Origin of the sequence: Collimonas humicola (assembly GCF_018304945.1) — a bacterium.
In the GTDB taxonomy this organism is placed as follows: Bacteria; Pseudomonadota; Gammaproteobacteria; order Burkholderiales; family Burkholderiaceae_D; genus Collimonas; species Collimonas humicola.
Genome location: NZ_JAGQEE010000005.1, coordinates 299,840 through 324,583 on the forward strand (window position 1 = coordinate 299,840; position 24,744 = coordinate 324,583).

Below are 24,744 nucleotides of genomic sequence, written 5' to 3' on the forward strand. Positions count from 1 at the left end.
TAAAGATCGCTGGTGCGAATATGAAAAGAAATAAGCCCACCGAGATAGCGATGGTAAGCAATGTTTGCACTTTTCTCATGACGTCATGCCTGTGATTCATCTTGGATTGTTACCTCGTTCAGCTTTCCGGAGCAGTCTCATGTCATATATGTAGTTGACTGGAATTCACGCGGAAATAAATCGAACTGGTCGCAACCAGAGAGAGCGCATAGTCAATGGTCTTCTTATAATCGGGCAAACTCTGGTGTGTGCGGTTGACTACGGCTGTCAGAGCACTTTTGAAAGCCCTCAAATTGGCGTGGAAGTTTCCTTCCTTGATCAAAACCAGATAGTCGCGAACGTCGTTGATCACCATTCTTACGTCGCATCGAACATTCACCCCGTATAAGGTCAGCGTTGCAAGTTTTAAAATCTTGTCGACGCTCTCATTGAGAAATTTATCTTCAATAAAGGTTTCCATTTATGCGTCTCGCAAATAGGGTCGTGAATGACAATAAAAGGCATCCTACTGATCCGCGGACCCTTAGTCCATCGGACTCGGCGTCGTTTAACAATTGTTAATAAATAATAACGAGAATGTGAAATAACCCGTGTTTTTTGACACACAAATAGTTCACCCGAGCATCTGGAAACTATCACGCGACCGCAGGAAAAGGTATTGGCGAACAGCCTGGATATTTTTTGCTTCATGCTTCTTCGATATGGGCGCGCAGATTAATAAGGTCGATAAAAAAGCCGGAGTATCGCTACCCCGGCCTTCTGTCACCTGGTTTTAACGCTACCGGTCCAGACTTGATTCGTAATCCAGTGTTGCGTCATTTGAAGATTTGAGCGCTTCAAATCTGGCGTTCACAATGACATCCATCAGCTGCTCAATGATGTCGCCGAGAGTTGTATCCTGCTGTCTTGCCAGCCGCCTTAGTTTTTTGTGATGCTTTTCGCTGATGGCGGCAATGATCCGCACATCGCCCGCCAGTACAAGTTCATCTCTTGCAAAGCATAACCAGTAGACAGCGACACAAGCGAGAGTACCAAGCACGAAAATCTGAAACTCCGCTGACCGCTTCCAGGTGTCGCGCCACAGCTCAGCGCCGGCCACCAGGCTTGCCAGAAGCACACCAAACCAGACGACCGCGATTAATCGCAGGATGTTTCTTGCTCTCCCAATATCGTCATACAAGAAACGCCTTCGGATGAGTTGCCGGAATTCTTTCATGTCATTCCCCCTTTAGCAGATCAAGCGACCATGGCGTCGAAAGAACGATTCAAGCGGATTTCAAAAGAATTGTCTAACGTGCGCCGCTTCCCCTGAGTGATAAACCTAGTACATTTCGATATGAAAACAATGTTGTATTTTCCATTGTCGCATCCATCATCCCGGCCGCAGCGGCTGCGCTATTGTTCGCTGCGCGCCTCCGCAAGTGCAATCGTCAAGTGCTGCACTTTCTTTTTCAGCTGGTTGCGTTCTTCGGTGAGTGCAACGACCAACAGCATCAAACGATGAATTTCGATTTGTTCAGGCGTGGCGTCGCTCGGCGGTTCCTCCTGTTCAGGCTTGGGCGGCAGCCGGGCTTCGCGCACCTGCCTGGCTGCTTGGCGCAGTTCCTTCTTGCCTCCTGCCACCGCCGCGATCTGCCGTTCGCTAGGCAAAGACGCCACGGCCGCCGCGGCGTTAATGGAAATGATGCCCGACTTTACAGCGCCGACCAGCTCCGGCGCGGCAGTCTTCTGGATTTTCTCGATTTGCCCCAGGGTCGCGCTGCTTACCCGCGCAGCGCGCGCGACGGTTTCCCTGGTCCATGGCGGATCGCCGCCGGACTGGGCGGGGGAAGCCGTCCCGGCTGGCTCTGTGGAAGCCTGCCGGGTTTGCGCTTGCGCCAGCCGCGCCGCGACGATTTCTTTCTTGCGCAAGGCAAGCACGCCGCGCTGGAAATCCGATACGCTGCGCCGCCCGAGGTGGTTGTCGATCATCCACAGGTGTACATCGTCGATGGACTGGAAGGTATCGTTCTGAAGGGTATTGAAAGGGATGCCGTGCTTCTGGCAGATGCCGTAGCGGTTATGTCCGTCCACCAGGAGATCGTCCCACAATACCAGCGCGTCGCGACACCCTTCGGCCAGCAGGCTGCGCTCCAGCGCAGCGAATTCGTCTTCGGTCAGCGGATCGATATAGGCACGGAGCTGTTCGTCAATAGTGATGGTCATGGTTCATGAAAAATCAGGCATAGGGCTGCTAGTGTACGTTGTGCTGCCGCTCTTGCAGTGCACGGCGACCCGGTATTTTAATAAAAGAACGGAATTGACGATTGGCCGCCCGATCGTGCATGCAGATGCAGCGGGGCGCTGAACTGGCGCCAGTGCGAGCTCACGAATTCGTTAATTAACAATTTTTAACGGATGTAATAGGGCGGTCTTAAATGTGATTTATTGCATCATTGATGGTTTCCGAAAAAATTAGCGATATAGTTCGTCATACTAAACAACTGTGTGAGACAAATATGAAACGTATCCTCTGTGCGACCGCACTCATGGCACTGAGCGCGGCAGCTTTCGTGCCGACCCAGGCAATGGCGCAAATTGGCGTGAACATCACGATTGGAACGCCGCCGCCGCCGCCAAGATATGAACTGGTGCCGCCGCCGCGCGTCGGCTACGTGTGGGCGCCCGGCTATTGGAACTGGGATGGCGGCAGGCATGTCTGGGCCGCCGGGCATTGGGAAAGGGCGCGCGCCGGCTATCAGTACGATCGGCCGGAATGGCGCCAGGGAAGCAATGGATGGGAGTTGCGCCGCGGCGGCTGGCGCCAAGGCGAAGAGCGATATGAGCGCCGCCGTGATGACCGTCGCGGCGACGACAGGCGCGATGAGGATAGGCGCGATGACGACGGAGGCCGCTATCATTGCCCGCCAGGACAAGCGAAAAAAGGCAATTGCTAGTTCGTACTGAAGCAGAAGGACAAAAGCCCGCATTTATGCGGGCTTTTGCGTTTTTACCGGTTCCTGGATCCGACGTTATATATGAAGGATGAAGGCATGAAATTTCGTAGCTGATGTTAAATATTCCATATTCTTGATTTTTATTAAAAATTGTAGATATTCATACTAATATGTAGAATTATCTACATGAATAAATATGTTGTGCTCATTACCAGCCTCCCAACGGAAAACGCGACCATTCGCATGCGCGCATGGCGGGCGCTCAAGGCATCCGGCGCCGCCGTGTTGCGCGATGGCGTTTATCTTATGCCGGAGCCCTGCCGCGACGCATTGGAAGCAGTCGCAACTGATGTGCTGTCAGGCGGAGGGTCTGCCATGGTGCTGCGCGTTGAAGAACCTGACGGCATTGATTTCGTCGGACTGTTCGACCGTAGCGAGGGCTACGCAGCATTGCTGGCAGATGCCGCTAAAGTGCGGGAAGCCTTGACGGCCGACACGGCGCCGGATGCGCTGAAGCAGATCCGCAAGTTGCGCAAGACCTTTGCCAGCGTCGCCGATATTGATTTCTTCCCCGGCGAGGCCCTGCGGCAAACCGATGCGGCCTTGCAAGAACTGGCGTTGACGGCGGCGCGTATGCTGGCGCCGGACGAGCCTCATGCGGTCGATGGCACGATCCCCCGCCTGTCCGCGGAACAGTATCGGGGCCGGATTTGGGCAACCCGCCGCCGCCCTTGGGTCGACCGGCTGGCTTGCGCCTGGCTGATCCGGCGCTTTATTGATCCGCAAGCCCGGCTGCTGTGGCTGGCGTCCCCCAGCGACTGTCCCGCCGACGCCCTGGGCTTTGACTTTGATGGCGCGACCTTCAGCCATGTCGGCGGCCGTGTCAGCTTTGAAGTGCTGCTGGCGAGCTTCGACCTTGAACACGCAGCGCTCAAGCGTCTTGGCGCGCTGGTGCATTACCTCGATGTTGGTGGCGTGCAGCCGCCGGAGTCGGCAGGAGTTGAAAGCGTCCTAGCCGGCCTGCGCCAAGCCATCGCCGATGACGATCAATTGCTAGCGACCGCCAGCAACGTGTTCGACGGGCTGCTGACCGCCTTCCAGCAAGAAACCGCGCCGCAACAGGAATCGTAATCATGGATCAAGCGAGCAAACCGACTTACTCCTTGTGGCAACTCATCCTGTACTTTCTGCGACTCGGAACGTTTGGCTTTGGTGGCCCGGTCGCCCTGGTTGGCTACATGCACCGCGACCTGGTCGAACGGCGCGGCTGGATCAGTGAATCGGACTACAAGGAAGGGTTGGCGCTGGCGCAGATCGCGCCTGGCCCGCTGGCCGCGCAGCTGGGGATTTATCTGGGATTCGTGCACTTCCGGCTGCTGGGCGCGACCGTGGCGGGATTTGCTTTCGTACTACCGTCGTTCTTGATGGTGGTGGCCCTGGGCTGGGCCTATGTCTCATTTGGCGGGCTGACCTGGATGCAATCCGTTTTCTACGGCGTGGGCGCTTCCGTGATCGGCATCATGGCTATCAGCGCCCACAAGCTCGCCAGCAAGAACCTGCGGCGCGACAGGCTGCTATGGAGCATCTTTATGTTGCTGGCGGCCGTGACCATTGTCACGCAGTCCGAAATTGCGTTGCTGTTCATTGGCGCGGGCGTACTCGTCTGGGTGATCCGCTGCAAGCCCAGGTTTGGTTCATCGAGCTTGGCCGCGCTGTTGCCGACGCAGTTGCCGAATCTCGCTCTCGCCTCCGTAACCGATGCGAATACGCTGATCCAGATTGCCCTGTTCTTTACCAAGGCCGGCGCTTTTGTGTTCGGCTCGGGCCTGGCCATTGTGCCCTTTCTCTATAGCGGGGTGGTGACGGAGCATCACTGGCTTACTGAAAAGCAGTTTGTCGATGCCGTGGCCGTCGCCATGATTACACCCGGACCGGTGGTGATCACTACCGGCTTCATTGGCTACCTGATCAGCGGCCTGCCCGGTGCTGTCGTGGCGGCCATAGGAACGTTTGTTCCCTGCTACCTGGCGACCGTCATCGCCGCTCCATACTTCAAGAAATACGGCAAGCTGCCGGCGCTGATCGCGTTCGTCGATGGCATTACAGCAGCGGCCATCGGCGCTATCGCGGGTTCAGTGGTGGTCATCGCGCAAAGATCGATCACGGATATTCCGACCGCGCTGCTGGCGCTTGCGACTGCTGCGCTGTTATGGAAATTCAAGAAATTGCCTGAACCCGTCATCGTGATTGGCGCGGCGTTGATCGGGGTGGCGATTTATCCCTTGATGCATCATTGATGCGCGGTCGCGACCGGAATCAGCGCCGATGCCTGGATAAATGCTCGACCACGGCATGGCCATGCCTGGCGCAGATATTGCCAAAAGTTGTCAAAGCGGAGCGCATCGCTGACTGCCCCAAATATGACGTCAACCGTTCTAACAAGACAGTTTACAATTTGGCGTCCTCTATATAGTATACCCCCCTATACTATATAGAGGGGGAAGCATGGGCCATACCGTCAAAGACAAGCAGAAACTCCTGAACCGGGTGCGGCGCATCCGCGGCCAGCTCGATGCCATCGAGCGCGCTCTGGAAGAGGAGCAGGGCTGCATGGATGTGCTCCAGCAGATCACCAGCTGCCGGGGCGCCATGAACGGTTTGCTGGCTGTCGTCCTGGAAGATCATATCCGCACCCACCTGGTCGATGCCGAGGCCCATGAGGGCGAGCAGGAAGACGCCAAGGAGCAGCTTATCAATGTCGTCCACAGCTATTTCAAGTGAGCCTGCCATGAGTGAATTTTACGAAGCGCCATTCAAGGTGGAGCACGACCACGTTTTCCTGGGCGAAGGGCACGACAAGAACGGGCGCAAGACCTGGGCTGTCATCGCGCTCTGCAGTGCGATGATGCTGGCCGAGATTATCGGCGGGCATCTATTCGGGTCGCTGGCGCTGGTGGCGGACGGCATGCACATGTCGACCCACGCCGGCGCCATGCTGATTGCGGCGCTTGCCTATACCTACGCTCGCAAGCACGCGAACGACCCGCGCTTTGTCTTCGGCACCGGCAAGCTGGGCGATCTCGCGGGATTTACCAGCGCCATCATCCTGGCGATGATCGCCATGCTGATCGGCTATGAAGCGATCGGCCGTCTGTTGTCGCCGCTGCCGATACGCTTCGGTGAAGCTATCCCGATTGCCGTGGTCGGCTTGCTGGTCAATATCGCCAGCGCATGGCTGTTGAGCGGTGCGGATCATCATGGGCACAGTCACGGCCACAGTCATGCGCACGGACACGACCAGCACGCCGGGCACGGCCATGACGAGGAAGTGCAGCAGATAGAAACGCCAGCCGGCGTGCTGGCGCTGTCGATTTTCGAGGATGGCGTGCCGCCGGTTTTCCTCATCAGGGCCGAAAGCGCAGCAGCCGGGCTGCCGGCGCAGGATGTGACCGTGACGACGGTGCGGCCTGACGGCGCGCGCCAGGTGTTCACGTTTGCGAGGACTGCCGATTTTCTGCAGTCGACGACGGACATCCCGGAGCCGCATGCCTTCAAGGCAGTGGTGATGCTTGCCGATGGCGAGCACGCGGTCAGCTTCGTCGAACACGATCATGCGGATGACGGGCATGGCGTGGACACGCGCGACCACAACATGCGAGCAGCCTACATCCACGTCATTGCCGACGCCGCCGTCTCGGTGCTGGCGATCATCGGGCTGCTGCTGGCGAAGACCTTTGGCTGGCTCTGGATGGACCCGCTGGCCGGCATCGTCGGCGCCTTGGTGATCGCGAACTGGTCATACGGCCTGATCCGCGATACCGGCGCCAACCTGATGGACATCAGCGCCGACGGCACGATGGCAGGCAAGGTGCGCGCAGTAGTTGAAACTGCGGGAGACAAGCTGGTCGATCTGCACGTATGGCGCCTTGGCCCAGGTCATTTTGCGGCGGTGGTTTCGGTCGTCACCCGGGAATCGACGCGCGGTCCCGATTTCTATCATGGCGCGCTGAGGCGGCTCAAGGGGCTGTCGCACATCACGGTCGAAGTACACGCATGAGTGCTCAAAAAATAATCATTGACCTTCCCACAGGGGGAACGATGATAATGCGCTACATCGCTTGACAAAAAATATCGTCGCTGCTTACTATAAACTAAGCAAAAACTTATAAATCATGAAATTCTTTCGCTCATCCCGCTTAATTACAGCATGCATCGTGCTGGTCAGCATGCTGTTCATGCAGCTTGCCGTGGCGGGATACGCATGTCCGAATTTGAATATCGGGCCGGCCGATGAATCGGTATCGATGTCCATGCCCATGGACGACGATATGGCCATGAGCGGATGCGCCGGCGTCGACAAGGCGCAGCCCAGCCTTTGCCACGCCAATGACCAGGCCGGAAACCAGTCCCTGGACAAGCCGCCGATGCCGCATGTGCAGCCTTTTGTGGCCGCGGCGCTGACGCTGGTGTTCCGCGACGTCGAATTGGTCGACCACGCCGTTGACGCCCAACCGAACTCTCTTCTTCTGGCGCGTACTACCGCGCCGCCGCTGTCCATCCGTAACTGCTGTTTCCGCATTTAACACTCCAGATCGCCTAGCCCGTCGTCGCCGAGCCCTGTGCACGCGCGATGTTGTCTACCGCTGTCTGGAGGTTTCATGCCGTCCCTCGTATTTTCTACATTTTCCGCGCGCCGCACGGTGCGCCATGCGGTTCTTCGCTTATCTGCAAGAATCAGCCTAGCCGTGCTGGCAGGGTCGCTTGCGTTTATCGCCAGCGCCTATGCAGTCGAGGCGCCGCTAACGCTGGCGGAGGCCCAGCGCCGCGCCATCGATCGCTCACGCCAACTGACGGCGCAGGATTTCTCCGTCGCCGCTGCGCGCGACATGGCGGTTGCCGCCGGCCAGCTGCCCGATCCGGTATTGAAGGCGGGCATCGACAACCTGCCGGTCACCGGCCGCGACCGCGGCAGTCTCAACAGCGATTTCATGACCATGCGCAGGATCGGCGTGATGCAGGAGATGACGGGTTCCGACAAGCGCCGCCTGCGTTCTGACCGCTTCCAGCTTGAAGCGCAAAAGACGCTGGCCGAGAAGACTGTGGCAACGGCAGCCATTGAGCGCGATACCGCGTTGGCCTGGCTCGACCGCTACTACGCGGATGCGATGGCCGCGGTTGTCGCGGAACAGGGGGAGCAAGCCAGGCTGGAAATCCAATCGGCCGAAGGCGCCTACCGCGCCGGCCGCGGCAGCCAGGCCGATGTCTTCGCCGCCCAGGGCGCGCTGGCGATGTTTGAAGACCGCGCCAGTGAAATCCGGCGCCGCGTACGCAACGCCAATACGATGCTGGCGCGCTGGATTGGCAATGCCTCGGATCTGGCCTTGGCGGAAAAGCCGGCTACCGACACCGTCCGCCTGGATCCGATGACCCTCGACAGCGCGATTGCGCATCATCCGGAAATCGCCGTCTTGAGCAAGCAGGTCGAAGTCGCCGAGACGGAGGCAAAGCTGGCGAAAGCCAATGAAAAGGCCGACTGGACCGTGGAGGTCGGGTTCCAGCAGCGTAGTGCGGCGTATTCCAACATGGTGTCTGTCGGCCTGTCGATCCCGCTGCAATGGGACCGGAAGAATCGCCAGGACCGCGAGCTGTCTGCCAAGCTGGCAGTGGTGGAGCAAGCCAAGGCCGAGCGTGAAGACATGCTGCGCAGCCATGTGGCGGAGACCAAGAGCATGCTCGAGGAGTGGCAAAACGACCGCGAACGCCAAGCACGTTACGAGAGCGAGCTGATCCCGCTGGCCAATCAGCGCGCTTTGGCGGCGATCGCCGCCTACCGTGGCGGCAAGGCCAGCCTGGCCGATGTGCTGGCGGCGCGCCGCAACGTGATCGATATCCGCATCCAGGCATTGCAGCTGGCGGCAGAAACCGATCGCCTGTGGGCGCAACTGAATTTTCTCTTTCCGACCGATGATGCGATGACGCACGCGGCAATGAACCAGGATACCCAATGAAGAACAAGCAAATATTCGCCGCCGCAGCAATTGCGGCGCTCCTCGGGGCCGGCGGCTACGGCCTGTATTCGGCAGGCATGCACCGTGGCGAGAGGATGGCGGCATCCATGCCGGATGACGCAACTGCGGCGCCGACCGGCGGGCCGAAAGCCGCCGAGGCGGGCAAGAAAGTGCTGTATTGGCATGATCCGATGGTGCCGGGGCAAAAATTCGACAAGCCTGGCAAATCGCCATTCATGGATATGCAGCTGGTGCCCGTCTATGCCGGCGATGCGGGTGACGAAGGCAAGGTCAGCATCAGCCCGCGGGTGCAGCAGAATCTGGGCATCCGTACTGCCGCGGTGATGCGGGGCAAGCTGACATCGGCAGTGACAGCCGTGGGCAGCGTCGCTTATAACGAACGCGATGTCGCGCTGGTGCAGGCACGCAGCAATGGCTTCCTGGAACGGCTGTATGTGCGCGCACCGCTCGATCCGGTGCGCAAAGGGCAGGCGCTGGCTGAATTATATGTGCCTGAATGGGTGGCCGCCCAGGAAGAATACCTGTCAGTCAGGCGCATGCAGGGAAACGGCATGGACAGCCTGCTTGGCGGCGCACGGCAGCGCATGCGTCTGGCCGGCATGGGCGACGAGCAGATTCGCCTGGTGGAAGCCAGCGGCAAGGTACAGGCGCGCCTGACGCTGTTTGCACCGATCAGCGGCGTGGTGTCCGACCTGGCCGTGCGCGAGGGCATGACGGTGATGGCAGGGGCGCCGATGTTCAAAATCAACGGCCTGGCCACGATCTGGGTCAATGCCGATGTGCCGGAGGGACTGGCGGCCCAGGTGCGGCCAGGCAATGCGGTCGAAGCGCGCACGACGGCGCTGCCGGGGACGGTGTTCAAAGGCAAGGTCAGTGCAATCCTGCCGGATGTGAATCCCGCGACGCGCACGCTCAAGGCGCGCATTGAGCTGCCCAACCCGTCCGGCCAGCTGGCGCCAGGCATGTTTGCGACGATAAATTTTTCTTCCGGCGCAGGTAAAGACGTCTTGCTGGTGCCTACCGAAGCGGTGATACGGACCGGAACGCGCAGTGTCGTCATGGTGGCGCAGGGAGAGGGAAAGTTTGCCCCGGCCGGGGTTGAAATCGGCGGCGAGAGCAACGGCCAGACCGAAATCCTTAAAGGACTGGATGTCGGACAAAATGTCGTTGTGTCCGGCCAGTTCCTGATCGATTCCGAAGCCAGCCTGAGCGGAACCGAAATCCGGATGGCAGACGCGGTTGCGCCGGCGGCCAGCCAGGCCAGCACGCCGGTGCATCATGGCGCAGGCAAGGTTGAACGCATCACCAAGGATGAAATCACCATCTCGCATGGACCGATTCCCAGCTTGCAATGGGGCGCCATGACGATGGGATTCAAAGCGCCGGCGGCTGGCCTGCCGGGCAATATCGCGGTTGGCGACAATGTCGTTTTTGAGATCCGCGCCGATAAAGACGGCGCATTCCAGATAGCGGCGATTGCCCCGGCGGCGGCCATGAAAACGCCGGCCGGGCCGGCAGCCAATTTGGCGGGAGCGGCGCCATGATCGCCAGGCTGATCCGCTGGTCCATCGCCAACCGCTTTCTGGTGCTGCTGGCGACGCTGATGGTGACCGCCTGGGGCATGTGGTCGCTGTCGCGCGCGCCGCTCGATGCCATCCCCGATTTGTCGGATGTGCAGGTGATTATCCGTACCAGTTATCCGGGCCAGGCGCCGCAGATCGTCGAAAACCAGGTCACCTATCCGCTCACTACCACCATGTTGTCGGTGCCGGGAGCAAAGACTGTGCGCGGGTATTCCTTTTTCGGCGATTCTTTCGTCTACGTTCTGTTTGAAGACGGCACCGATCCCTACTGGGCGCGTTCACGGGTGCTGGAATACCTCAACCAGGTGCAGTCGCGCCTGCCGCCGCAAGCCAAAACCGCGCTTGGGCCGGATGCCACCGGCGTCGGCTGGGTCTACGAATACGCGCTGGTCGATCGCAGCGGCAAGATGGACCTGTCGCAGTTGCGCGCCTTGCAGGACTGGTTTCTCAAGTACGAGTTGAAGGCGCTGCCGAATGTCTCGGAAGTGGCCAGCATAGGCGGCATGGTGCGGCAGTACCAGATCGTGCTCGATCCGGACCAGATGCGCGCCTATAACATCCCGCAAGCGAAGATCATCGCCGCCGTGCAGAATGCCAACCAGGAAACCGGAGGTTCCGTGCTGGAACTGGGAGAGGCCGAATACATGGTGCGGGCTTCAGGCTATCTGAAGTCGCTGGACGACTTCCGCAAGATTCCCTTGATGACGACAGACGCCGGCGTTTCGGTGCGCCTGGGCGACGTCGCCCGCATCCAGGTCGGCCCCGAAATGCGGCGCGGGATTGCCGAGCTGAATGGCGAGGGCGAGGTTGCCGGCGGGGTGATCATCATGCGCTCCGGCAAGAATGCGCTGGAAACCATCGCTGCGGTGAAGGCCAAGCTGGAAATATTGAAAGCCAGCCTGCCGCCCGGCGTCGAGATCGTCGCGACTTATGACCGCTCAAGCCTGATCAAGCGCGCAGTCAGCAATCTGCAAGAGAAGCTGGTCGAGGAATTCATCGTTGTCGCCGCGGTGTGCGCCATCTTCCTGTTTCATATGCGCTCGGCGCTGGTGGCCATCGTCACGCTGCCGATCGGCATCCTGATCGCCTTTATCGTCATGCACTACCAGGGAGTCAACGCCAATATCATGTCGCTTGGCGGGATCGCGATCGCTGTCGGCGCCATGGTCGATGCCGCCGTGGTGATGATCGAGAACGCTCACAAGCATATTGAAGCCTGGAACCGCGCTCATCCTGGAGAAAAACTGAAAGGCGATGAACATTGGCGCGTCGTCGGCGACGCCGCGGCTGAGGTGGGGCCGGCGTTGTTTTTCTCGCTGCTGATCATCGTGCTCTCGTTCATCCCGGTGTTTACGCTGGAGGCGCAGGAAGGGCGGCTGTTTTCTCCGCTGGCCTTCACCAAGACCTATGCCATGGCTGCCGCGGCCGGACTGGCGGTGACGCTGATTCCGGTCTTGATGGGTTACCTGATTCGGGGCCGGATTCCGGAGGAGCAAAAGAATCCGCTCAATCGCTTCCTGGTTGCACTCTACCGTCCGTTGCTCGATATGGTGTTGCGCTTCCCCAAGCTGACCTTGCTGGCAGCGGCCCTGGCAGCGGCCGTGACGATATGGCCGATGACGCGGCTGGGCGGCGAGTTCATGCCGCCGCTGGATGAGGGCGATGTGCTGTACATGCCGTCGGCGCTGCCAGGTCTTTCGGCCGGCAAGGTGCAGCAATTGCTGCAGCAGACCGACCGCCTGATCAAGACCGTGCCGGAAGTACAGAGCGTGTTCGGCAAGGCCGGCCGCGCCGAGAGCGCTACCGACCCGGCGCCGCTGGAAATGTTTGAAACCATGATCCAGTTCAAGCCGCATGAACAGTGGCGCCCCGGCATGACGCCGGAAAAGCTGATCCAGGAACTGGACCGCATCGTCAAGGTGCCTGGGCTGTCGAACATCTGGGTGCCGCCGATACGCAACCGTATCGACATGCTGGCCACCGGCATCAAGAGTCCGGTCGGGATCAAGGTCGCCGGCGTCAGCCTGCAGGAAATCGACCGCATCACCGGCGAGATCGAACGTGCCGTCAAACATGTGCCGGGAGTATCGTCTGCGCTGGCCGAGCGCCTCAATGGCGGACGCTATGTCGACGTCGATATCGACCGCGACGGCGCCGCCCGCTATGGCTTGAATATCGCCGATGTGCAGAGCGTCGTGGCGGCAGCCATAGGCGGCGATAACATCGGCGAAACCATCGAAGGACTGCAGCGCTTCCCGATCAATGTGCGCTACCCGCGCGAGCTGCGCGATTCGGTCGAAAAACTGCGGCAGCTACCGATATTGACGGAACGCGGCGCGCAAATCCGGCTGGGCGATGTGGCGGCGATCCGCATCGACGACGGCCCGCCGATGCTGAAAAGCGAGAATGCGCGCTTGTCGGGCTGGGTCTACGTCGATATCCGCGATCGCGACCTCAGTTCCACCGTGCACGACATGCAGCAGGCCGTGGCGAAGGAAGTCAAATTGCCCGCGGGGTATTCCATCGCCTGGTCGGGGCAGTTCGAATATCTGGAACGCGCTAGCGCCAAACTCAGCATCGTGGCGCCGGCCACCTTGTTCATCATTTTCGTCCTGCTGTACCTGACCTTCAAGCGCTTTGACGAAGCGTTCCTGATCATGGGAACGCTGCCGTTTGCGCTGGCCGGCGGCATCTGGCTGCTGTGGCTGCTCGATTACCATCTGTCGGTCGCAGGCGGCGTCGGCTTCATTGCCTTGGCCGGCGTATCGGCTGAATTCGGCGTGATCATGCTGCTGTATTTAAAACACGCGTGGGAGGAACGGCTTGTTGCAGGCAAGGACAGCGAAGCCGATCTGCTCGATGCGATACGCGAGGGAGCCGTGCTGCGGGTACGGCCCAAGGCGATGACGGTGGCCGTCATTATCGCCGGACTGGTGCCGATCATGCTGGGGACCGGCACCGGATCGGAAGTCATGCAACGCATCGCTGCGCCCATGGTGGGCGGCATGATCACGGCGCCGCTGCTGTCGATGTTTGTGGTTCCAGCGGTTTATCTGCTGCTGCGCCGGCGCCGGATGCGCGCTGCCGGCATAGCCGCGATGAAAGCCGGAACAGATCGGATGGATGCTTCGCATAAATTCATAACGGCCGTTGAAAAGTAAGGAAGTCGCAGGAAACGCGCGAGAAACCGGACGCGGCGCCCATCCGCTGCATGCCTCTGAAACGGATGGGGGCAATCTGTTTCACACATCTCTCTCAATTTTAAAAGGAAACAAGCATGAAACCTACCGCAGCCCTGTCCCTGTCCCTGATCCTGGCACTGTCCTCATCCGCAGCGGCTTTCGCGCAGTCAGGCGCCGCCAAGAGCATGGAGATGAAAGGCATGGACGCCATGCCGATGGCGAACATGAATTCCGGCTCCGCAGCGAAAACGGCAACCCACCAGGCTACCGGCGTGGTGAAGGCAGTCGACGCGGCGAAGGGCACAGTGACGCTGGCGCATGGACCTGTCAAAAGCCTGAACTGGCCGGCCATGACGATGACTTTCACTGTGAAGGACAAGATGTTTTTCGACAAGCTTGCCGCCGATAAGAAAGTGACCATCGATTTCATCAAGCAGGATGCGGACTATGTCGTTACCAGCGTGAAGTAAGTACTGCCATGGGCGGGCGCATGGTTCCGATCCATGCATGCTGCCGCGCCCTTTGACAATACAGCGAGACTAGCGGCCGATCGGGCGGGTCACTGCGATGATGACGCCGAAGGCGGGAGCGAACAATGGGCCGGCGACCGGGAACAGCCGCGATACCTTGCTATCCAGGTGCAAGGCGTCGGTACACGCCAGTTTATCTCGCAGGAAGCGCGCAAATTCGTAGAAACTGACCGGTGTGCCGCTCAGCGCCAGTACTACCTCATGCGAAGAGCGGATGCACACGGCATTCCGAATGAGCAGATTGACGGACTGAAGAGAAAATTGCGGATTGATATTGCCGTGTTGTATCAGCATCGGGCCCGATTGAGTGGCGAAGCGCACGCTGGATAAAAGTTCCAGCGGACTCGCTTGAAAAGTCTCTATATCAAGGATCTGCGCCTGTTGGTCTTGAACCAGGAAAACGCCTTTAGGCTCAAGATAGAAATTGCCATAGGCATTCTTGCGTGAATTCAGGCGCCGCAAGACATGGCCTTCCTCCACGTACAACCCGAGCGGCCGCAGATTTTCTTCGTAGATGCCGCCGTTGGTGGCGCAAACCAGCGTCTGTTTGCGGGATTGCAGCCAGGAATTGAGTTGATCAAAGTCGCCGAATACCTTGCCTTGATCATCTTTCCAGAACATGCGCAGGGGATCCTGGCGCAAATCGATGCTGCAAACATGGATTACGCCATCATGGAAGGGATATTCCATCAGCTTGGCTGCGTGACTGCCGGCCGCGAGCAGCGCAAGCCACAGCGCAGGCGCGAAGCGGAGGTATTTAAGCGGCAAGAAGGAAAAAAGGGTTTGCACGGCGATGATAACTTGATGGTTGCGTTAATCGGCTGATGTAGATGGTAGCATTGGGTAATGATCATCACTGGAACGATAGAACCCTACGATGCAGATATCGACGGAAGAACATAGCGCATTTTTTTGCAAGGGTTGCATCCGGCTGCAAGCCGCGCCTCCGGTTGTATTTGACTTGCAGTTTCTTCGGGCAAGCAATGGAACTTGATCATACTGTTGCCGCCTTCGATTTCGACGGCACTATCACTACCAGGGACAGTCTGCGGGACTTCGTGCTTTATGCGGTCGGCCGTGGCCGCTTTGCAGCCGGTGTCGTAGGGGCTTCGCCGTGGCTTCTTGGCTTGTTGATCGGCGTATGCGATCGCGGTTCCGCCAAGGCGCGCTTCCTTGCTGCCGCCATGGGCAGCATGGGACAAGTCAGGCTGGAGCAGCTGGCGCGCGATTTTGCCTCTCACCGGCTGCCAGCCATGGTCCGCCCCGAAATGGTGGCCAGAGTCCAGGAGCATAAGCGTCTTGGCCACCGGCTTGTGCTGGTCAGCGCGTCGCCGTCCTTATATCTCAGGCATTGGGCGGCAAGCGCCGGTTTCGACGCTGTGCTGGCGACTGAGCTTGCGTTTCGCGATGGGCGTTTCTCCGGAGCCCTGGCTTCGCCGAATTGCTGGGGACCGCAGAAGGTGCGGCGCTTGCAGCGATGGTTCGATAACTGTCCGCCGCGGACCTTATATGCGTATGGCGACAGCCGGGGCGATCGAGAGATGCTCGCGCTCGCTGATTTTGCATGGCTGCGAGGGGCCGGGGAGATGCCGCGGCTGGACAGCTGGCCAGGTAAAACGACCGCAAGCTGATCCGCCGCTTCATGCTGATCGGCAGACCGCTTCACCGGACGTTTTTCCTTCGTTCTAGGCGCTCGCCGCCTGGCCGCTCCAGCCCGGCAGATGCGCAGCTGCCGGGCTGTGCGATAGCTGCAAGGCTTCCGCCACGGCCTGGCTCGGCTGGTTCTTGATCATCTTGACCGGCACCCGGCGCCGGAAAAAATCCGCCCACAGGAATTCGGCAAACGGCTGCTGGTCTTTCGGAAACCCACCCGCCTGCCGGACCTCGCCGGCCAGGCTGCGATAGGGATCGTCAACCAGCTCGGTGATTTTCTTGGGAATGGCGTCGAAGCTGCAGCGTTTGCCCTTGGCGTCATAGGGGTGGACCCATTGGTTGTGGTCCATGACGACCCAGAATTCATCAATGTTCAGCGCGCTCAGATCCTTGAGCATGATCAGTTTGACTGTCTTTATGTTTTCTTCAATCAGGGACAGGCCCAGATGGTGATGGTCGACGATGTAATAATGATCCTTGGGGCCCAGCACTCCGGGAAAGCAATGGTTTTCCAGGTAGCTCTGGCGATTTTCAGCGTTGAGGTTTTTCCAGGACAGGCGCTTTTGCTCTACCTCGGCAAGGCCCACCGTGAGTTGGGTAGGGCGCAGCGATTTCAACGACACTTCAAGCAGATGCGGATGACGTGTATGCATGATTTTCCCCTTCGAGTAGTTTTAATATGAGACAGCAAGATCAGATTGCCGCCTGTCTGCCGATCAGGATAACGCGGTCTTTCGGCAAAAGGAAGAAATCGCTGACATGCATGGATTTCCTCTCCATCAGTCCGAACATGCTGGCTAGGAAAAAGGCGGAATCGATACAGATGAATGCACCGGCAATAACGCCGCTCTTGAGCAGGCGCCAGCCCCAGATATCACGCATGGCGATGAACAGCAAGCCGGAAGTGAGCAGCATGGTCGCGGCGACGGCAATGCCTTAGGCGAAAGCCAGGTTGTCGGATTTCCGGAAAGCCAGGACCAGGCCGACCGTCACAATCGTCAGCAGCCAGTTTGCGCCGCCGGTTATTCCGAGCACGGTCTTCAGTGTATACAAGGGGCTGGTGCCGATGTCGCCGAAAACAATGCCAAATGCCGAGAGGCCTAATGCAGATACGCAGGCGCGACGAGTCGAGGATATGGAAAGATGCGCTGAAGACGGCCAGAGGCATGGCCGACGGGGCGAAGACAACCGCGTTCGTCTATCTGGGCGCGAAGATCGCCCACGACATCTGCTGGAACGGTTCCATCGGCGGCGCCAGGCAGGATCTGGACCGGAAAGCGCTCGCTATCCGCCAGAATTTCGTTAAAAATGTTCCTATCGACCGGGTGGGGCGTTGTTCTCGTCACCTTGCTGCACCGGCCAGCATCTGCCCGGATTCTTCCCGCGCCGGATTTTATTTTTTCGCGCATATCAAGCGGAAGCCAAGGCGGGTTCGCAAGCCGTCTTGGCGTTCTCCCAGATATCGCTTATTCAACTCTGCAGGACCAAGATCCTTGGTGACGTGCAGCCCCATGCTCTGCAGTTTCTTTTGCAGGGACATCGGATTGAACGATGTTCTCCACGGCTCTCCTTGCTCCTCGACGAGGTTGCTTATGTATTCGCCTAAAGCATAGTCGATGGGGCTGAGCATGGAGGGCAGCACCCTGTAATCGAACGTGATGCCGCTTTCCCTGGGCAACGATGCGACGAATTTCAGCGTGTCGAATATTGCTTCCTCGGACAGGTAGACGGTGACGCCGAGCCAGGAAAAATAGGCCGGCCGGTCCGTGCGGAAGCCGGATTCCTGCAATCTGTCGGCCAGGGTGCTTTTTTCAAAATCGATGGCGACAAAGGTCATCGAATCGGGTATGCCGATGCGGGCCTCTTTCAATATGTCGATCTTCCAGGCCTGGGTCGAGGGGTGATCTACTTCGTAAACATGCAGTCCCTGGTCGCGGTAGCCGTTCCGGAACGCAAAGGTATCCAGGCCCGCGCCCAGGACGACGTATTGTTTTACGCTGGCGTCTACCGCCCGGCGCAATTCATCCTCCGCCAGCAGGCTCCGCGTCGCCAGAGCGGCGCGCAAGTCGCGGGATATGGGGTCGTTGAACTGGGCCGGGTCGCGACGGATATTGGCCTCTCCCGCGGGACCAAGTATGGACAAGGCCATCGGGTCGCTGAATATGACGGGCTCGTCCAGCAATTGGTGGGCGGCCCGCATTGCCGCGACCCAGCGCGCGGTCCAGCTCGGTTTTCCTGCCTGAACGATATTCTCTTGCAGCGGATTCATCCTGCTTCTCCTGTATCTGAACACGACAAGGCGTCGCTTGAGACCGGCACGGGTTTGATTCTGCGCAAGCCGCCAAGGCCAGCCCCGACGCCATGGCAAGACGGCGCTCCGGGAAAGCCTGAAGCTCTTGCGCGATTGCAGGCACTTGCGATCGATGAAAGTAGACTCAATTGATCACTGAAAACGGAAGATAAATGTAGCGGGGAAGAATCGGGTACCCAAAGGTGCTTCTTTCCACGCAGGCTTCAGCGTTGACGGCAAGAAGGGCCTGCCAGTCCTGCTCGGAATATTCCACGCCTGCTCGCGTCTGGTCTGTGATGAGGCGATCTATCGCTCGTGTATTACATTCGAAAAACACTTCTTTTTTTTCCTGGGTAAGCGGAATGGCTAGGTGTGCCGTCATGACACAGGCAAATATTGCACTGACAAATAAAATGCTTACGCGTATTTTTTTCATGTGCCGCTTTCATTGTTCAAGCAGTTTTGATATCGAATTGCAAAGTGCCAGAGAGACGGATCGGCCATTACAGCCGCCGCTCCAATCCCGGCAATGCAAATGCTGCCGATGGCCGGGACTCCGTCTGGGGTTGCTTATTGCTTGAGCCAATATAAATTGAATGAGAGCGGCGCGGAACTGCCGGAACTTACAGGTCGGGGCGGAGCAGCGCTGCCGGCGGCAGCTGCCCGGTAGAACAACCAGTACTGCGTGTGCGGCCGGGCATGCTATTATTTTTTTGAACCCGAAAGGAGCGTCATCATTCACGAGCTTGAATTTCGATATAAGGATTATTTGGTCTCTCCTCGCGCGCGGAAAATATCCCTGCATGGCCTGGAGAGGCTTTGTGCTGAGTTCGTCATAGTTCATCTCGGCGAAGCTTCCCGGGCCGAGATATTCAGCACCGAACAATACTTCGATAGCGAAACCGAGGCATTGGATTGCGCTCGGCAGCGGGCAATTGGCTACATCGATGAGCTGCTTCCCTGATTGGGCTTTCTCATGAGTGGCGTTCATGCCGCAATTTGAAATAAAGCAGCAAGAGGGGCGGCCGCCAGAGGCGGAAAGCATGGCCGGTCGTTTCAGGCGGGCAGCATGCTGCGGCGGCCGCTGTTGGCCGCGCCGTCCGCTATACGGAACGGCGCCTTTGACCGGGCCGGGCCATGTGTTTGGCTGCGGCCCGCCTTGCTTTGTTCAATCGTAGGTGGCGGACAATGTCACACCGCTAAAAGCCTGCCTGGCGTTGAGCAATATGTAATACCAGCGCTTGCCAGCCGGCGCGGCGATCGTGATGCTCTCGCGGTTGCCGGCGCTGTTGCTCGCGGCATCGTAGGAGGCCGAAGTGGGATAGCGATCCAGCGCAACATACAGATCGACGTCGCCGCTGCCGCCGCTGGTCCGCAATTTCAGGTTTTTTGCGCCATCGGGCAGCTGGATATAGGCGTAAGCGCGTTCGGTGGCGGAGAAGCCGTTGATTGCGCAATTTTTCCCCAGGTAGCTGGATGAGGCGCAGCTTGGCAGTTGCGGGCTGTCCGGCAGCGGCGGTTCGCCGCCGGTGCCGGCGCTCATGGCCCAGCTGGCAAACTCGCTGTCGTAGCGGGCGCCGATATACGCCATGGTGTTCTGGTAACCCTCGTAGTCGCCGACGCGGAATTTTCCGGTAATGACATCGACATCATTGCGATGGCGCTCGAACATGAAGCGCGTCGCCATGTATCCCCAGCGGTATGCGCGCACCTGATAATCGTTCATGGCGTAGGTATTGCCAAAAATCTGGCTCAGGCGGTAGGCGCCGCTGCGGCTGCTGTCGATCGCCTCCTGGTCGTCATTTTTCTTGGACAGATATTCCGCCAGGCCTTCAATCCACCAGACGGTCGGCTTGGCGGTGCTGGCGCTGAAATCGCCATACATGTCGAAACGGCCGTCAAGGTAGTGGATATATTCATGTTCCAGATTCCATATCTTGAATACGGGACGCATCCAGGACGCCTCGTGGGCAATGAAGCGGGCCTGGTTGCCGGCGACGTCAGGACTGCCTTCCAGATACATGCCGCCGTTGTTGGTGCTGATGCCGTAGATCGCCGCCGCATATTTGCTGTAATTGGTGTAGTCGTCGAACACCACGACTTCCAGCGATGTATTGTGGTCATTGGCGACCGGCTTGCCGCCGGTTTGCAGCATGTCGTGGAAATACGCTTCTTCCGTCTTCAGCAGTGCACAGGAAGCCTGCATCTGCGCCGGGTTCATCTCCTGGGCGCGGATGCTGATGGATGGACTGCAGATGTATTTGTTTTGCAAGACGGCGTCGGCCAGCCTGGTTTCGAAATTGCAGGTGCCGTATTCGGCGCAATTGGCGTTGTCGTTATATTTAACTGACATCGCCGCAGCCAGCCATAGATCGCTGCTAGCCCCGGTCATGCTGGTGTCGGCCAGGAGCGCCTGGATCATTGCCTTGATGGCGTTTTTCTGGGCCGGATACTGGAAGAAGCGGAAAGCTTCGTTGGCGGCGTCGGTAAGCTGGTAGGCGGTTTCGGTGGGCAGCAGGGCGCTCTTGTTGCTGACGACAAAATTGTTCAGCGCGGCGGCATACGTCGCATCGTTCTGCAGCAGCAACTTGCCTTCGGCTCTGCCGTGGGCATAGAAAATCACCGTCAGCGCGCCGGTAAAGCCGCCGGCTGCGCTCGGCTGGCGCAGTGCCTGCGCGGCATTCGGGTTGCTGACGGTGTTGGTGTAGCGCAGCACCAGGTTCTTCATGCTGGCCAGATAGTATGGTTCGTCCCCCATGTTGGTGATCAGCTTCAGCGTTTCGCTGGCGCTGGTCGGCGCCACGGCGTTTTCCCTGAACAGAAGATCGCCGTCGACCAGTTGCCGGATTGGCGGACGCAGGACGGCAAGCAGCGACGAGGAAGGAGCGGAAATGACGTTGCCGCTGGCAAGATAATAGCCGGCGCGCAGGTAGATCAGCAGATTGACCAGGGCGCGGTTGCTGGCGTTGTAGATACGGGCCTCCTGCGCGAAGCGGTTGGCGACGGCGCTGAAGTTGCCGGGCGAGTATGCTTTGGCAGCCTGGGCGGCGGTCAGCGAGAACAAGCCGTAATGGCATTCGTAGTCAGGCAGGTTGACGATATAGTCGGCCAGGGCATTGCCGTCATATCCCGTCAATACATCCATATCCCGGCAATCCGGCGCGGTGGCCGTGCTTTTGCTGCGGTTGCCGGCGGCTGGCCGGTTCTGCGGCGGCAGCAGGTCGGTCCTTGGCTTTTTGCTGGGAGACAGGTTGAATCGCGACTGTTCCGGCGATGGCGGCAGGGTTTGCCGGGCGTGCGGCATCGGCGCCTGGGTCGCCAGCGCTGGTTCCGGCGCGGCGGCCGGAGCGCCGGCGGCGTAGGACTGCAGGCTGAGCGCCATCAATCCCGCCAGCAGCAATATATTCTTTGGAATTTTCATCTATTTATCGTCCTCATGTGGATTACGGCGGGGTACCTCGCCGGAGGAGGTCAATGGCCGCCGGTCGGATAAAGTACCTCGCCTGGAATGGGGTAAATAGCTGTCAGAGTTTGCAGGTAGGCGACGGCCGGCAGCAGGGCATGGCGACTGGGCAGCAAAAGTGCCGGTGCTTTGCGGTTCCGGGGACTTTCGCGTTTCTGGAATAATTTCGCTAAAGGGGGCTTGAAAATACGGTTGGCGACGCAATATCGGTAAAGTCTCCTCCAACTCTCCCTAAGTTTTGGATTTAACCCGCCGCCGCAAGGCAGGCGGGTTTTTTTTAGATCGACATGCTGCGCAACATCTTCGACGCTTCCCGGTTGGCGACCAGCAGGGTGCCGTCGCGCATCTGGATTTGCAGCTGAGACTGGTCATCCGCCCTCATCGATTCGACAAAATCCAGGTTGATCAAGGTTGAGCGGTGGATGCGGATGAATTTTCCCGGGTCGAGCCGCGTACTCAGTTCCGATAGTCCGATGCGCACCAGGAAGGTTTTTTTCCTGGCTGCGATCACGGTGTATTTTTCTTCCGATTTCAGATATTCGATCTCATCCGTCGCCAGCGGGAAAATATGGCCGCGGTCGCGTACCAGGATCCGCTTCAGCATGGCGGTTTCCTGCTCGGCTGCCTGCTTCAGCGCCAATTGCAGCAGATCCTTGGATGGCACGGCAACCTCCAGCAATCGTTCGACAGCGGCATCAAAGCGCTCGCGCGAGAACGGCTTGAGGAGATAGTCGATCGCGTTCAGCTCGAACGCGATGACCGCATACTGGTCATAGGCGGTGGTAAAGATGAAGTCCGGCGCGTGGGTCAGGCGCTGCAGCACTTCCAGGCCGGTCATTTCCGGCATTTGAATATCCATGAACACGGCATCGGGCGCCAGCTTGTCGATCTGTTTCAGGGCGCTGGCGCCATCGGCGGCTTCGCCGATCAGGCGCAGCTGCGGATGCGCCTGGATCCAGTCGCGCAAGGTTTCCCGGGCGAGCGGTTCATCTTCTGCAATAAAGACGGTTTTCGTTTTCATGGCTCTTTATGAGGTTGGTGAGATGGCGCCCGGGGGACGGGCAGTTCAGGCAGCTTCGAGCGGAATCGACAGGTGTATGGCGCAGCCGGCGCCTGGCGCCGTCCTGATCTCCAGATTGCCGCGCCGGCCGTATTCCAGCTGCAGGCGCCGGGCGACCGTCTTTACGCCTAGCCCGGCTGATTCCTTCATGGCGAGCGCGTCGCAGCCGGGGCCGTCGTCGCTGACCGTGATGTCGATGCCTTTGCTGGCGGTATTGATACGGGCGCTGATAGCCAGTTTTCCCGGCCGGCTGTGCGGATTGAAAGCATGCTTGATGCTGTTTTCCACCAGCGGCTGCACGGTCAGCGCCGGCAGCAGATGGTAGCGGGCGGCATCGTCGATATCCCATTCAACGTGCAGGCGGCTGCCCAGGCGCAGCGCTTCGAGGGCAAGATAGTCGCGCACAAACTTGAGTTCCTCATCCAGCGTCACCATGGTGTCTCCGCTTTTTTCGGTATCGAGAATATAGCGCAGCATGTCCGAGAATTTAAGCAGCGCAGCCTCGGCTGCGCTTGATTCCTTGCGGGTGAGGGCGATGATGGAATGCAGCGTGTTGAACAGGAAGTGAGGATTCAATTTATTGCGCAGCGCCGTCAATTCCGACTTTGCCAGCAAGGCTTCGGCCTGCGCAATCGCGATAGACTGCAAGCGGGTGGTCTCGATGGCGCGGATGGCGTGGAAAATGCCTGCGCTGACCGCATACATCATGAGATAGCCCCAGGATTGCCATATGAGCCATTGCTCTACATCTGATTTGGAAGCCTCCGGGTTGCCATAGTAGAAAACAAAGATGGCTGCCAGAGACATGCACAGCACGGTGAGGAACAGGGCCGATCCGATGTGAATTGCGGCCGACGCAGCCGTACTGCGATTGCTGCGCTTGAGGTACCCGGTCAACGGCCATACCAGGAACAGAAGAGGGATCGCCGGACCAAGGCAGCATGCTGCCGAAAGCAGGCCTTGTCCAACCCGGATATTGCCGTTGAACAGGCCTTCGCCCTGGGTCGCAAGAAAATAAAATAGAAAAACGGGCAACCAGGCAGCCAGATAGAGTAGCCAGATGCGACGACGCATGCTCGGTCCTTGTCAAATCTCCGATGCCTGATTGTCTACCAGAACGCAGCATTTGCGGCATGCCTTGGGCTGAATTGAGGAAATCAGTGGCTGAAATGCGGGAATCGGAGATTTTCGGATTCTTGCCCAGGCCAGGTCGGTACTGCGCTAACCGGCCATTATTCCCGATTTTATCTCTCGGTCAGCGCCAGCTTCACCGCCAGCGCGCCGAACGCGGTTGCAAAGCTGCGGCGCATCCATGTCATCACGCTTGGCCGCGTTATCACATGGTCGCGCATGACGGCGGCAAAGATGCCGTAGAGGGAAAAAATCACGAACGTGGCAAGCATGAAGGCGCCGGACAGCTCGAGCATGCGGAATAGCGGATGGCTTTCTTGCGGGCTGACGAATTGCGGCAGGAAGGCGACAAAGAAGATGGACAGCTTGGGATTGAGGATGTTGATGAGGATGCCGTCGATGATCACGCGCAGGTCGGAGCGCTGGTCGACGGCGCCCTCCACGCGCAACGCGCCTTTTTCGCGGAGCGAATTCCAGGCCATGAACAGCAGGTAGGCGATGCCGGCATATTTGATGGCATTGAAGGCTATGGCGCTCGAATGCAGTACCGCCGCCAGCCCCAGCATTGCGGCGGCAAGATGCGGCAGGATCCCAAGGGTACAGCTGAAGGCCGCCAGTACGCTGGCTTTGGTGCCGCGCGACAAGCCGGCGGAAAGCGTATAGATGACGCCGGTGCCGGGCGAGGCGACGATGATCAAGGTGGTCAGCAAAAATCCCAGCGTCATGAGCTTGTCTCCACGATTCAACTTGCGCGCCCGATGCGGCTGCGCGGTTTCAAAGTCTATCATTGAAAGCAAGCGGAGATTGCCCGAGAGCAGGAATTTGCTGAAGAAGGGAGCCGGGATTCAAGGCAAGGGGAATTTCAAGAACGGCGGCCTTGCCGCGGT

At 58.9% G+C, this 24,744-nt stretch carries 26 protein-coding genes and 1 pseudogene; 13 read left to right on the forward strand and 14 right to left on the reverse strand.

The genetic code is table 11. The annotated features are described in order from the left end of the window. Nucleotides 1–142: 142 nt before the first annotated feature. From KHU30_RS17035 to KHU30_RS17045, 3 genes are all read right to left on the reverse strand, one after another. Complete coding sequence (locus KHU30_RS17035; protein WP_211443812.1) at nucleotides 143–460, reverse strand: hypothetical protein; 318 nt, start codon at nucleotides 458–460, stop codon at nucleotides 143–145. A 318-nt stretch (nucleotides 461–778) separates the two neighbouring features. Next, nucleotides 779–1,216, reverse strand: a complete 438-nt coding sequence (locus KHU30_RS17040) for a hypothetical protein (RefSeq protein WP_211443813.1) — start codon at nucleotides 1,214–1,216, stop codon at nucleotides 779–781. Between the two features lie 179 nt (nucleotides 1,217–1,395). Then, nucleotides 1,396–2,205, reverse strand: coding sequence for a ParB N-terminal domain-containing protein (locus KHU30_RS17045; protein WP_211443814.1), 810 nt, complete (start codon nucleotides 2,203–2,205; stop codon nucleotides 1,396–1,398). 293 nt (nucleotides 2,206–2,498) lie between these two features. Between KHU30_RS17045 and KHU30_RS17050 the strand changes: the two genes are divergently transcribed. The 10 genes from KHU30_RS17050 to KHU30_RS17095 all read left to right on the forward strand — a co-directional run bounded on the left by KHU30_RS17050 (nucleotide 2,499) and on the right by KHU30_RS17095 (nucleotide 14,200). Further along, a complete protein-coding gene (locus KHU30_RS17050) occupies nucleotides 2,499–2,936 on the forward strand; it encodes a YXWGXW repeat-containing protein (RefSeq protein ID WP_211443815.1) in 438 nt (145 codons plus the stop codon). A 186-nt stretch (nucleotides 2,937–3,122) separates the two neighbouring features. Continuing rightward, entirely contained in the window at nucleotides 3,123–4,067 is a 945-nt protein-coding gene (locus KHU30_RS17055; RefSeq protein WP_211443816.1) for a chromate resistance protein ChrB domain-containing protein, read from the forward strand. 2 nt (nucleotides 4,068–4,069) lie between these two features. Then, nucleotides 4,070–5,233: a chromate transporter gene (locus tag KHU30_RS17060; protein WP_211443817.1), complete on the forward strand. Its 1,164-nt coding sequence runs from the start codon at nucleotides 4,070–4,072 to the stop codon at nucleotides 5,231–5,233. A gap of 208 nt (nucleotides 5,234–5,441) precedes the next feature. Further along, the gene (locus KHU30_RS17065) at nucleotides 5,442–5,717 is read left to right on the forward strand and encodes a metal/formaldehyde-sensitive transcriptional repressor (RefSeq protein ID WP_211443818.1); all 276 of its coding nucleotides are present in this window, start codon (nucleotides 5,442–5,444) and stop codon (nucleotides 5,715–5,717) included. A gap of 7 nt (nucleotides 5,718–5,724) precedes the next feature. Beyond that, the gene (dmeF, locus tag KHU30_RS17070; RefSeq protein WP_211443819.1) at nucleotides 5,725–6,993 is read left to right on the forward strand and encodes a CDF family Co(II)/Ni(II) efflux transporter DmeF; all 1,269 of its coding nucleotides are present in this window, start codon (nucleotides 5,725–5,727) and stop codon (nucleotides 6,991–6,993) included. 115 nt (nucleotides 6,994–7,108) lie between these two features. Continuing rightward, nucleotides 7,109–7,519, forward strand: a complete 411-nt coding sequence (locus tag KHU30_RS17075) for a hypothetical protein (protein ID WP_211443820.1) — start codon at nucleotides 7,109–7,111, stop codon at nucleotides 7,517–7,519. Nucleotides 7,520–7,594: 75 nt separating this feature from the next. Then, nucleotides 7,595–8,944 (forward strand): TolC family protein, encoded by a 1,350-nt coding sequence (locus tag KHU30_RS17080; RefSeq protein WP_211443821.1) that lies wholly within the window; start codon nucleotides 7,595–7,597, stop codon nucleotides 8,942–8,944. After that, complete coding sequence (locus tag KHU30_RS17085; protein ID WP_211443822.1) at nucleotides 8,941–10,509, forward strand: efflux RND transporter periplasmic adaptor subunit; 1,569 nt, start codon at nucleotides 8,941–8,943, stop codon at nucleotides 10,507–10,509. Before KHU30_RS17080 ends, KHU30_RS17085 begins: the two co-directional genes overlap by 4 nt. Beyond that, nucleotides 10,506–13,709, forward strand: coding sequence for an efflux RND transporter permease subunit (locus KHU30_RS17090; RefSeq protein ID WP_211443823.1), 3,204 nt, complete (start codon nucleotides 10,506–10,508; stop codon nucleotides 13,707–13,709). Before KHU30_RS17085 ends, KHU30_RS17090 begins: the two co-directional genes overlap by 4 nt. Before the next feature lie 116 nt (nucleotides 13,710–13,825). Further along, nucleotides 13,826–14,200 (forward strand): copper-binding protein, encoded by a 375-nt coding sequence (locus KHU30_RS17095; RefSeq protein WP_211443824.1) that lies wholly within the window; start codon nucleotides 13,826–13,828, stop codon nucleotides 14,198–14,200. Nucleotides 14,201–14,269: 69 nt separating this feature from the next. On the opposite strand, the gene KHU30_RS17100 is transcribed toward KHU30_RS17095, so the two are convergent. Continuing rightward, nucleotides 14,270–14,881 carry a phosphodiester glycosidase family protein gene (locus KHU30_RS17100; RefSeq protein WP_230427436.1) on the reverse strand — a complete coding sequence of 204 codons (612 nt, stop codon included), beginning with the start codon at nucleotides 14,879–14,881 and terminating at the stop codon, nucleotides 14,270–14,272. Between KHU30_RS17100 and KHU30_RS17105 the strand changes: the two genes are divergently transcribed. Next, nucleotides 14,861–15,085: a hypothetical protein gene (locus tag KHU30_RS17105; protein WP_211443911.1), complete on the forward strand. Its 225-nt coding sequence runs from the start codon at nucleotides 14,861–14,863 to the stop codon at nucleotides 15,083–15,085. The genes KHU30_RS17100 and KHU30_RS17105 overlap by 21 nt on opposite strands. Nucleotides 15,086–15,243: 158 nt before the next feature. Next, nucleotides 15,244–15,891 carry an HAD family hydrolase gene (locus KHU30_RS17110; protein ID WP_211443826.1) on the forward strand — a complete coding sequence of 216 codons (648 nt, stop codon included), beginning with the start codon at nucleotides 15,244–15,246 and terminating at the stop codon, nucleotides 15,889–15,891. 54 nt (nucleotides 15,892–15,945) lie between these two features. On the opposite strand, the gene KHU30_RS17115 is transcribed toward KHU30_RS17110, so the two are convergent. From KHU30_RS17115 to KHU30_RS25850, 3 genes are read right to left on the reverse strand one after another with little or no spacing between them, the layout of a single operon-like run. After that, the gene (locus tag KHU30_RS17115; protein ID WP_211443827.1) at nucleotides 15,946–16,566 is read right to left on the reverse strand and encodes a ParB-like protein; all 621 of its coding nucleotides are present in this window, start codon (nucleotides 16,564–16,566) and stop codon (nucleotides 15,946–15,948) included. A 40-nt stretch (nucleotides 16,567–16,606) separates the two neighbouring features. Next, a complete protein-coding gene (locus tag KHU30_RS17120) occupies nucleotides 16,607–16,846 on the reverse strand; it encodes a KUP/HAK/KT family potassium transporter (protein WP_329956692.1) in 240 nt (79 codons plus the stop codon). Between the two features lie 3 nt (nucleotides 16,847–16,849). After that, nucleotides 16,850–17,101 (reverse strand): KUP/HAK/KT family potassium transporter, encoded by a 252-nt coding sequence (locus KHU30_RS25850; RefSeq protein ID WP_211443829.1) that lies wholly within the window; start codon nucleotides 17,099–17,101, stop codon nucleotides 16,850–16,852. Between KHU30_RS25850 and KHU30_RS17130 the strand changes: the two are divergent. Next, a pseudogene (locus KHU30_RS17130) lies at nucleotides 17,050–17,205 on the forward strand (bifunctional NADH-specific enoyl-ACP reductase/trans-2-enoyl-CoA reductase); the annotation flags it as partial. The gene KHU30_RS25850 and the pseudogene KHU30_RS17130 sit on opposite strands and share 52 nt — an antisense overlap. A gap of 101 nt (nucleotides 17,206–17,306) precedes the next feature. On the opposite strand, the gene KHU30_RS17135 reads toward KHU30_RS17130, so the two are convergent. The 7 genes from KHU30_RS17135 to KHU30_RS17165 form a co-directional block, all read right to left on the reverse strand. Further along, nucleotides 17,307–18,182 (reverse strand): class I SAM-dependent methyltransferase, encoded by an 876-nt coding sequence (locus tag KHU30_RS17135; RefSeq protein ID WP_211443830.1) that lies wholly within the window; start codon nucleotides 18,180–18,182, stop codon nucleotides 17,307–17,309. 166 nt (nucleotides 18,183–18,348) lie between these two features. Beyond that, the gene (locus KHU30_RS17140) at nucleotides 18,349–18,639 is read right to left on the reverse strand and encodes a hypothetical protein (protein WP_211443831.1); all 291 of its coding nucleotides are present in this window, start codon (nucleotides 18,637–18,639) and stop codon (nucleotides 18,349–18,351) included. Nucleotides 18,640–18,648: 9 nt separating this feature from the next. Beyond that, nucleotides 18,649–19,248 carry a hypothetical protein gene (locus tag KHU30_RS17145; RefSeq protein ID WP_211443832.1) on the reverse strand — a complete coding sequence of 200 codons (600 nt, stop codon included), beginning with the start codon at nucleotides 19,246–19,248 and terminating at the stop codon, nucleotides 18,649–18,651. Nucleotides 19,249–19,371: 123 nt separating this feature from the next. Continuing rightward, a complete protein-coding gene (locus tag KHU30_RS17150; RefSeq protein ID WP_211443833.1) occupies nucleotides 19,372–21,624 on the reverse strand; it encodes a M9 family metallopeptidase in 2,253 nt (750 codons plus the stop codon). A gap of 319 nt (nucleotides 21,625–21,943) precedes the next feature. Next, nucleotides 21,944–22,687 carry a LytR/AlgR family response regulator transcription factor gene (locus KHU30_RS17155; protein WP_211443834.1) on the reverse strand — a complete coding sequence of 248 codons (744 nt, stop codon included), beginning with the start codon at nucleotides 22,685–22,687 and terminating at the stop codon, nucleotides 21,944–21,946. 45 nt (nucleotides 22,688–22,732) lie between these two features. Then, a complete protein-coding gene (locus KHU30_RS17160) occupies nucleotides 22,733–23,800 on the reverse strand; it encodes a sensor histidine kinase (protein ID WP_211443835.1) in 1,068 nt (355 codons plus the stop codon). A 170-nt stretch (nucleotides 23,801–23,970) separates the two neighbouring features. After that, nucleotides 23,971–24,582 carry a LysE family translocator gene (locus KHU30_RS17165; RefSeq protein WP_211443836.1) on the reverse strand — a complete coding sequence of 204 codons (612 nt, stop codon included), beginning with the start codon at nucleotides 24,580–24,582 and terminating at the stop codon, nucleotides 23,971–23,973. Between the last annotated feature and the right edge of the window lie 162 nt (nucleotides 24,583–24,744).

Bases quoted from the DNA above. Each gene is read 5' to 3' on its own strand.
- KHU30_RS17035 (WP_211443812.1), bottom strand. From the start codon at position 460: ATGGAAACCTTTATTGAAGATAAATTTCTCAATGAGAGCGTCGACAAG.
- KHU30_RS17040 (WP_211443813.1), bottom strand. From the start codon at position 1,216: ATGAAAGAATTCCGGCAACTCATCCGAAGGCGTTTCTTGTATGACGAT.
- KHU30_RS17045 (WP_211443814.1), bottom strand. From the start codon at position 2,205: ATGACCATCACTATTGACGAACAGCTCCGTGCCTATATCGATCCGCTG.
- KHU30_RS17050 (WP_211443815.1), top strand. From the start codon at position 2,499: ATGAAACGTATCCTCTGTGCGACCGCACTCATGGCACTGAGCGCGGCA.
- KHU30_RS17055 (WP_211443816.1), top strand. From the start codon at position 3,123: ATGAATAAATATGTTGTGCTCATTACCAGCCTCCCAACGGAAAACGCG.
- KHU30_RS17060 (WP_211443817.1), top strand. From the start codon at position 4,070: ATGGATCAAGCGAGCAAACCGACTTACTCCTTGTGGCAACTCATCCTG.
- KHU30_RS17065 (WP_211443818.1), top strand. From the start codon at position 5,442: ATGGGCCATACCGTCAAAGACAAGCAGAAACTCCTGAACCGGGTGCGG.
- dmeF (WP_211443819.1), top strand. From the start codon at position 5,725: ATGAGTGAATTTTACGAAGCGCCATTCAAGGTGGAGCACGACCACGTT.
- KHU30_RS17075 (WP_211443820.1), top strand. From the start codon at position 7,109: ATGAAATTCTTTCGCTCATCCCGCTTAATTACAGCATGCATCGTGCTG.
- KHU30_RS17080 (WP_211443821.1), top strand. From the start codon at position 7,595: ATGCCGTCCCTCGTATTTTCTACATTTTCCGCGCGCCGCACGGTGCGC.
- KHU30_RS17085 (WP_211443822.1), top strand. From the start codon at position 8,941: ATGAAGAACAAGCAAATATTCGCCGCCGCAGCAATTGCGGCGCTCCTC.
- KHU30_RS17090 (WP_211443823.1), top strand. From the start codon at position 10,506: ATGATCGCCAGGCTGATCCGCTGGTCCATCGCCAACCGCTTTCTGGTG.
- KHU30_RS17095 (WP_211443824.1), top strand. From the start codon at position 13,826: ATGAAACCTACCGCAGCCCTGTCCCTGTCCCTGATCCTGGCACTGTCC.
- KHU30_RS17100 (WP_230427436.1), bottom strand. From the start codon at position 14,881: ATGTTCTGGAAAGATGATCAAGGCAAGGTATTCGGCGACTTTGATCAA.
- KHU30_RS17110 (WP_211443826.1), top strand. From the start codon at position 15,244: ATGGAACTTGATCATACTGTTGCCGCCTTCGATTTCGACGGCACTATC.
- KHU30_RS17115 (WP_211443827.1), bottom strand. From the start codon at position 16,566: ATGCATACACGTCATCCGCATCTGCTTGAAGTGTCGTTGAAATCGCTG.
- KHU30_RS17135 (WP_211443830.1), bottom strand. From the start codon at position 18,182: ATGAATCCGCTGCAAGAGAATATCGTTCAGGCAGGAAAACCGAGCTGG.
- KHU30_RS17140 (WP_211443831.1), bottom strand. From the start codon at position 18,639: ATGAAAAAAATACGCGTAAGCATTTTATTTGTCAGTGCAATATTTGCC.
- KHU30_RS17145 (WP_211443832.1), bottom strand. From the start codon at position 19,248: ATGCTTTCCGCCTCTGGCGGCCGCCCCTCTTGCTGCTTTATTTCAAAT.
- KHU30_RS17150 (WP_211443833.1), bottom strand. From the start codon at position 21,624: ATGAAAATTCCAAAGAATATATTGCTGCTGGCGGGATTGATGGCGCTC.
- KHU30_RS17155 (WP_211443834.1), bottom strand. From the start codon at position 22,687: ATGAAAACGAAAACCGTCTTTATTGCAGAAGATGAACCGCTCGCCCGG.
- KHU30_RS17160 (WP_211443835.1), bottom strand. From the start codon at position 23,800: ATGCGTCGTCGCATCTGGCTACTCTATCTGGCTGCCTGGTTGCCCGTT.
- KHU30_RS17165 (WP_211443836.1), bottom strand. From the start codon at position 24,582: ATGACGCTGGGATTTTTGCTGACCACCTTGATCATCGTCGCCTCGCCC.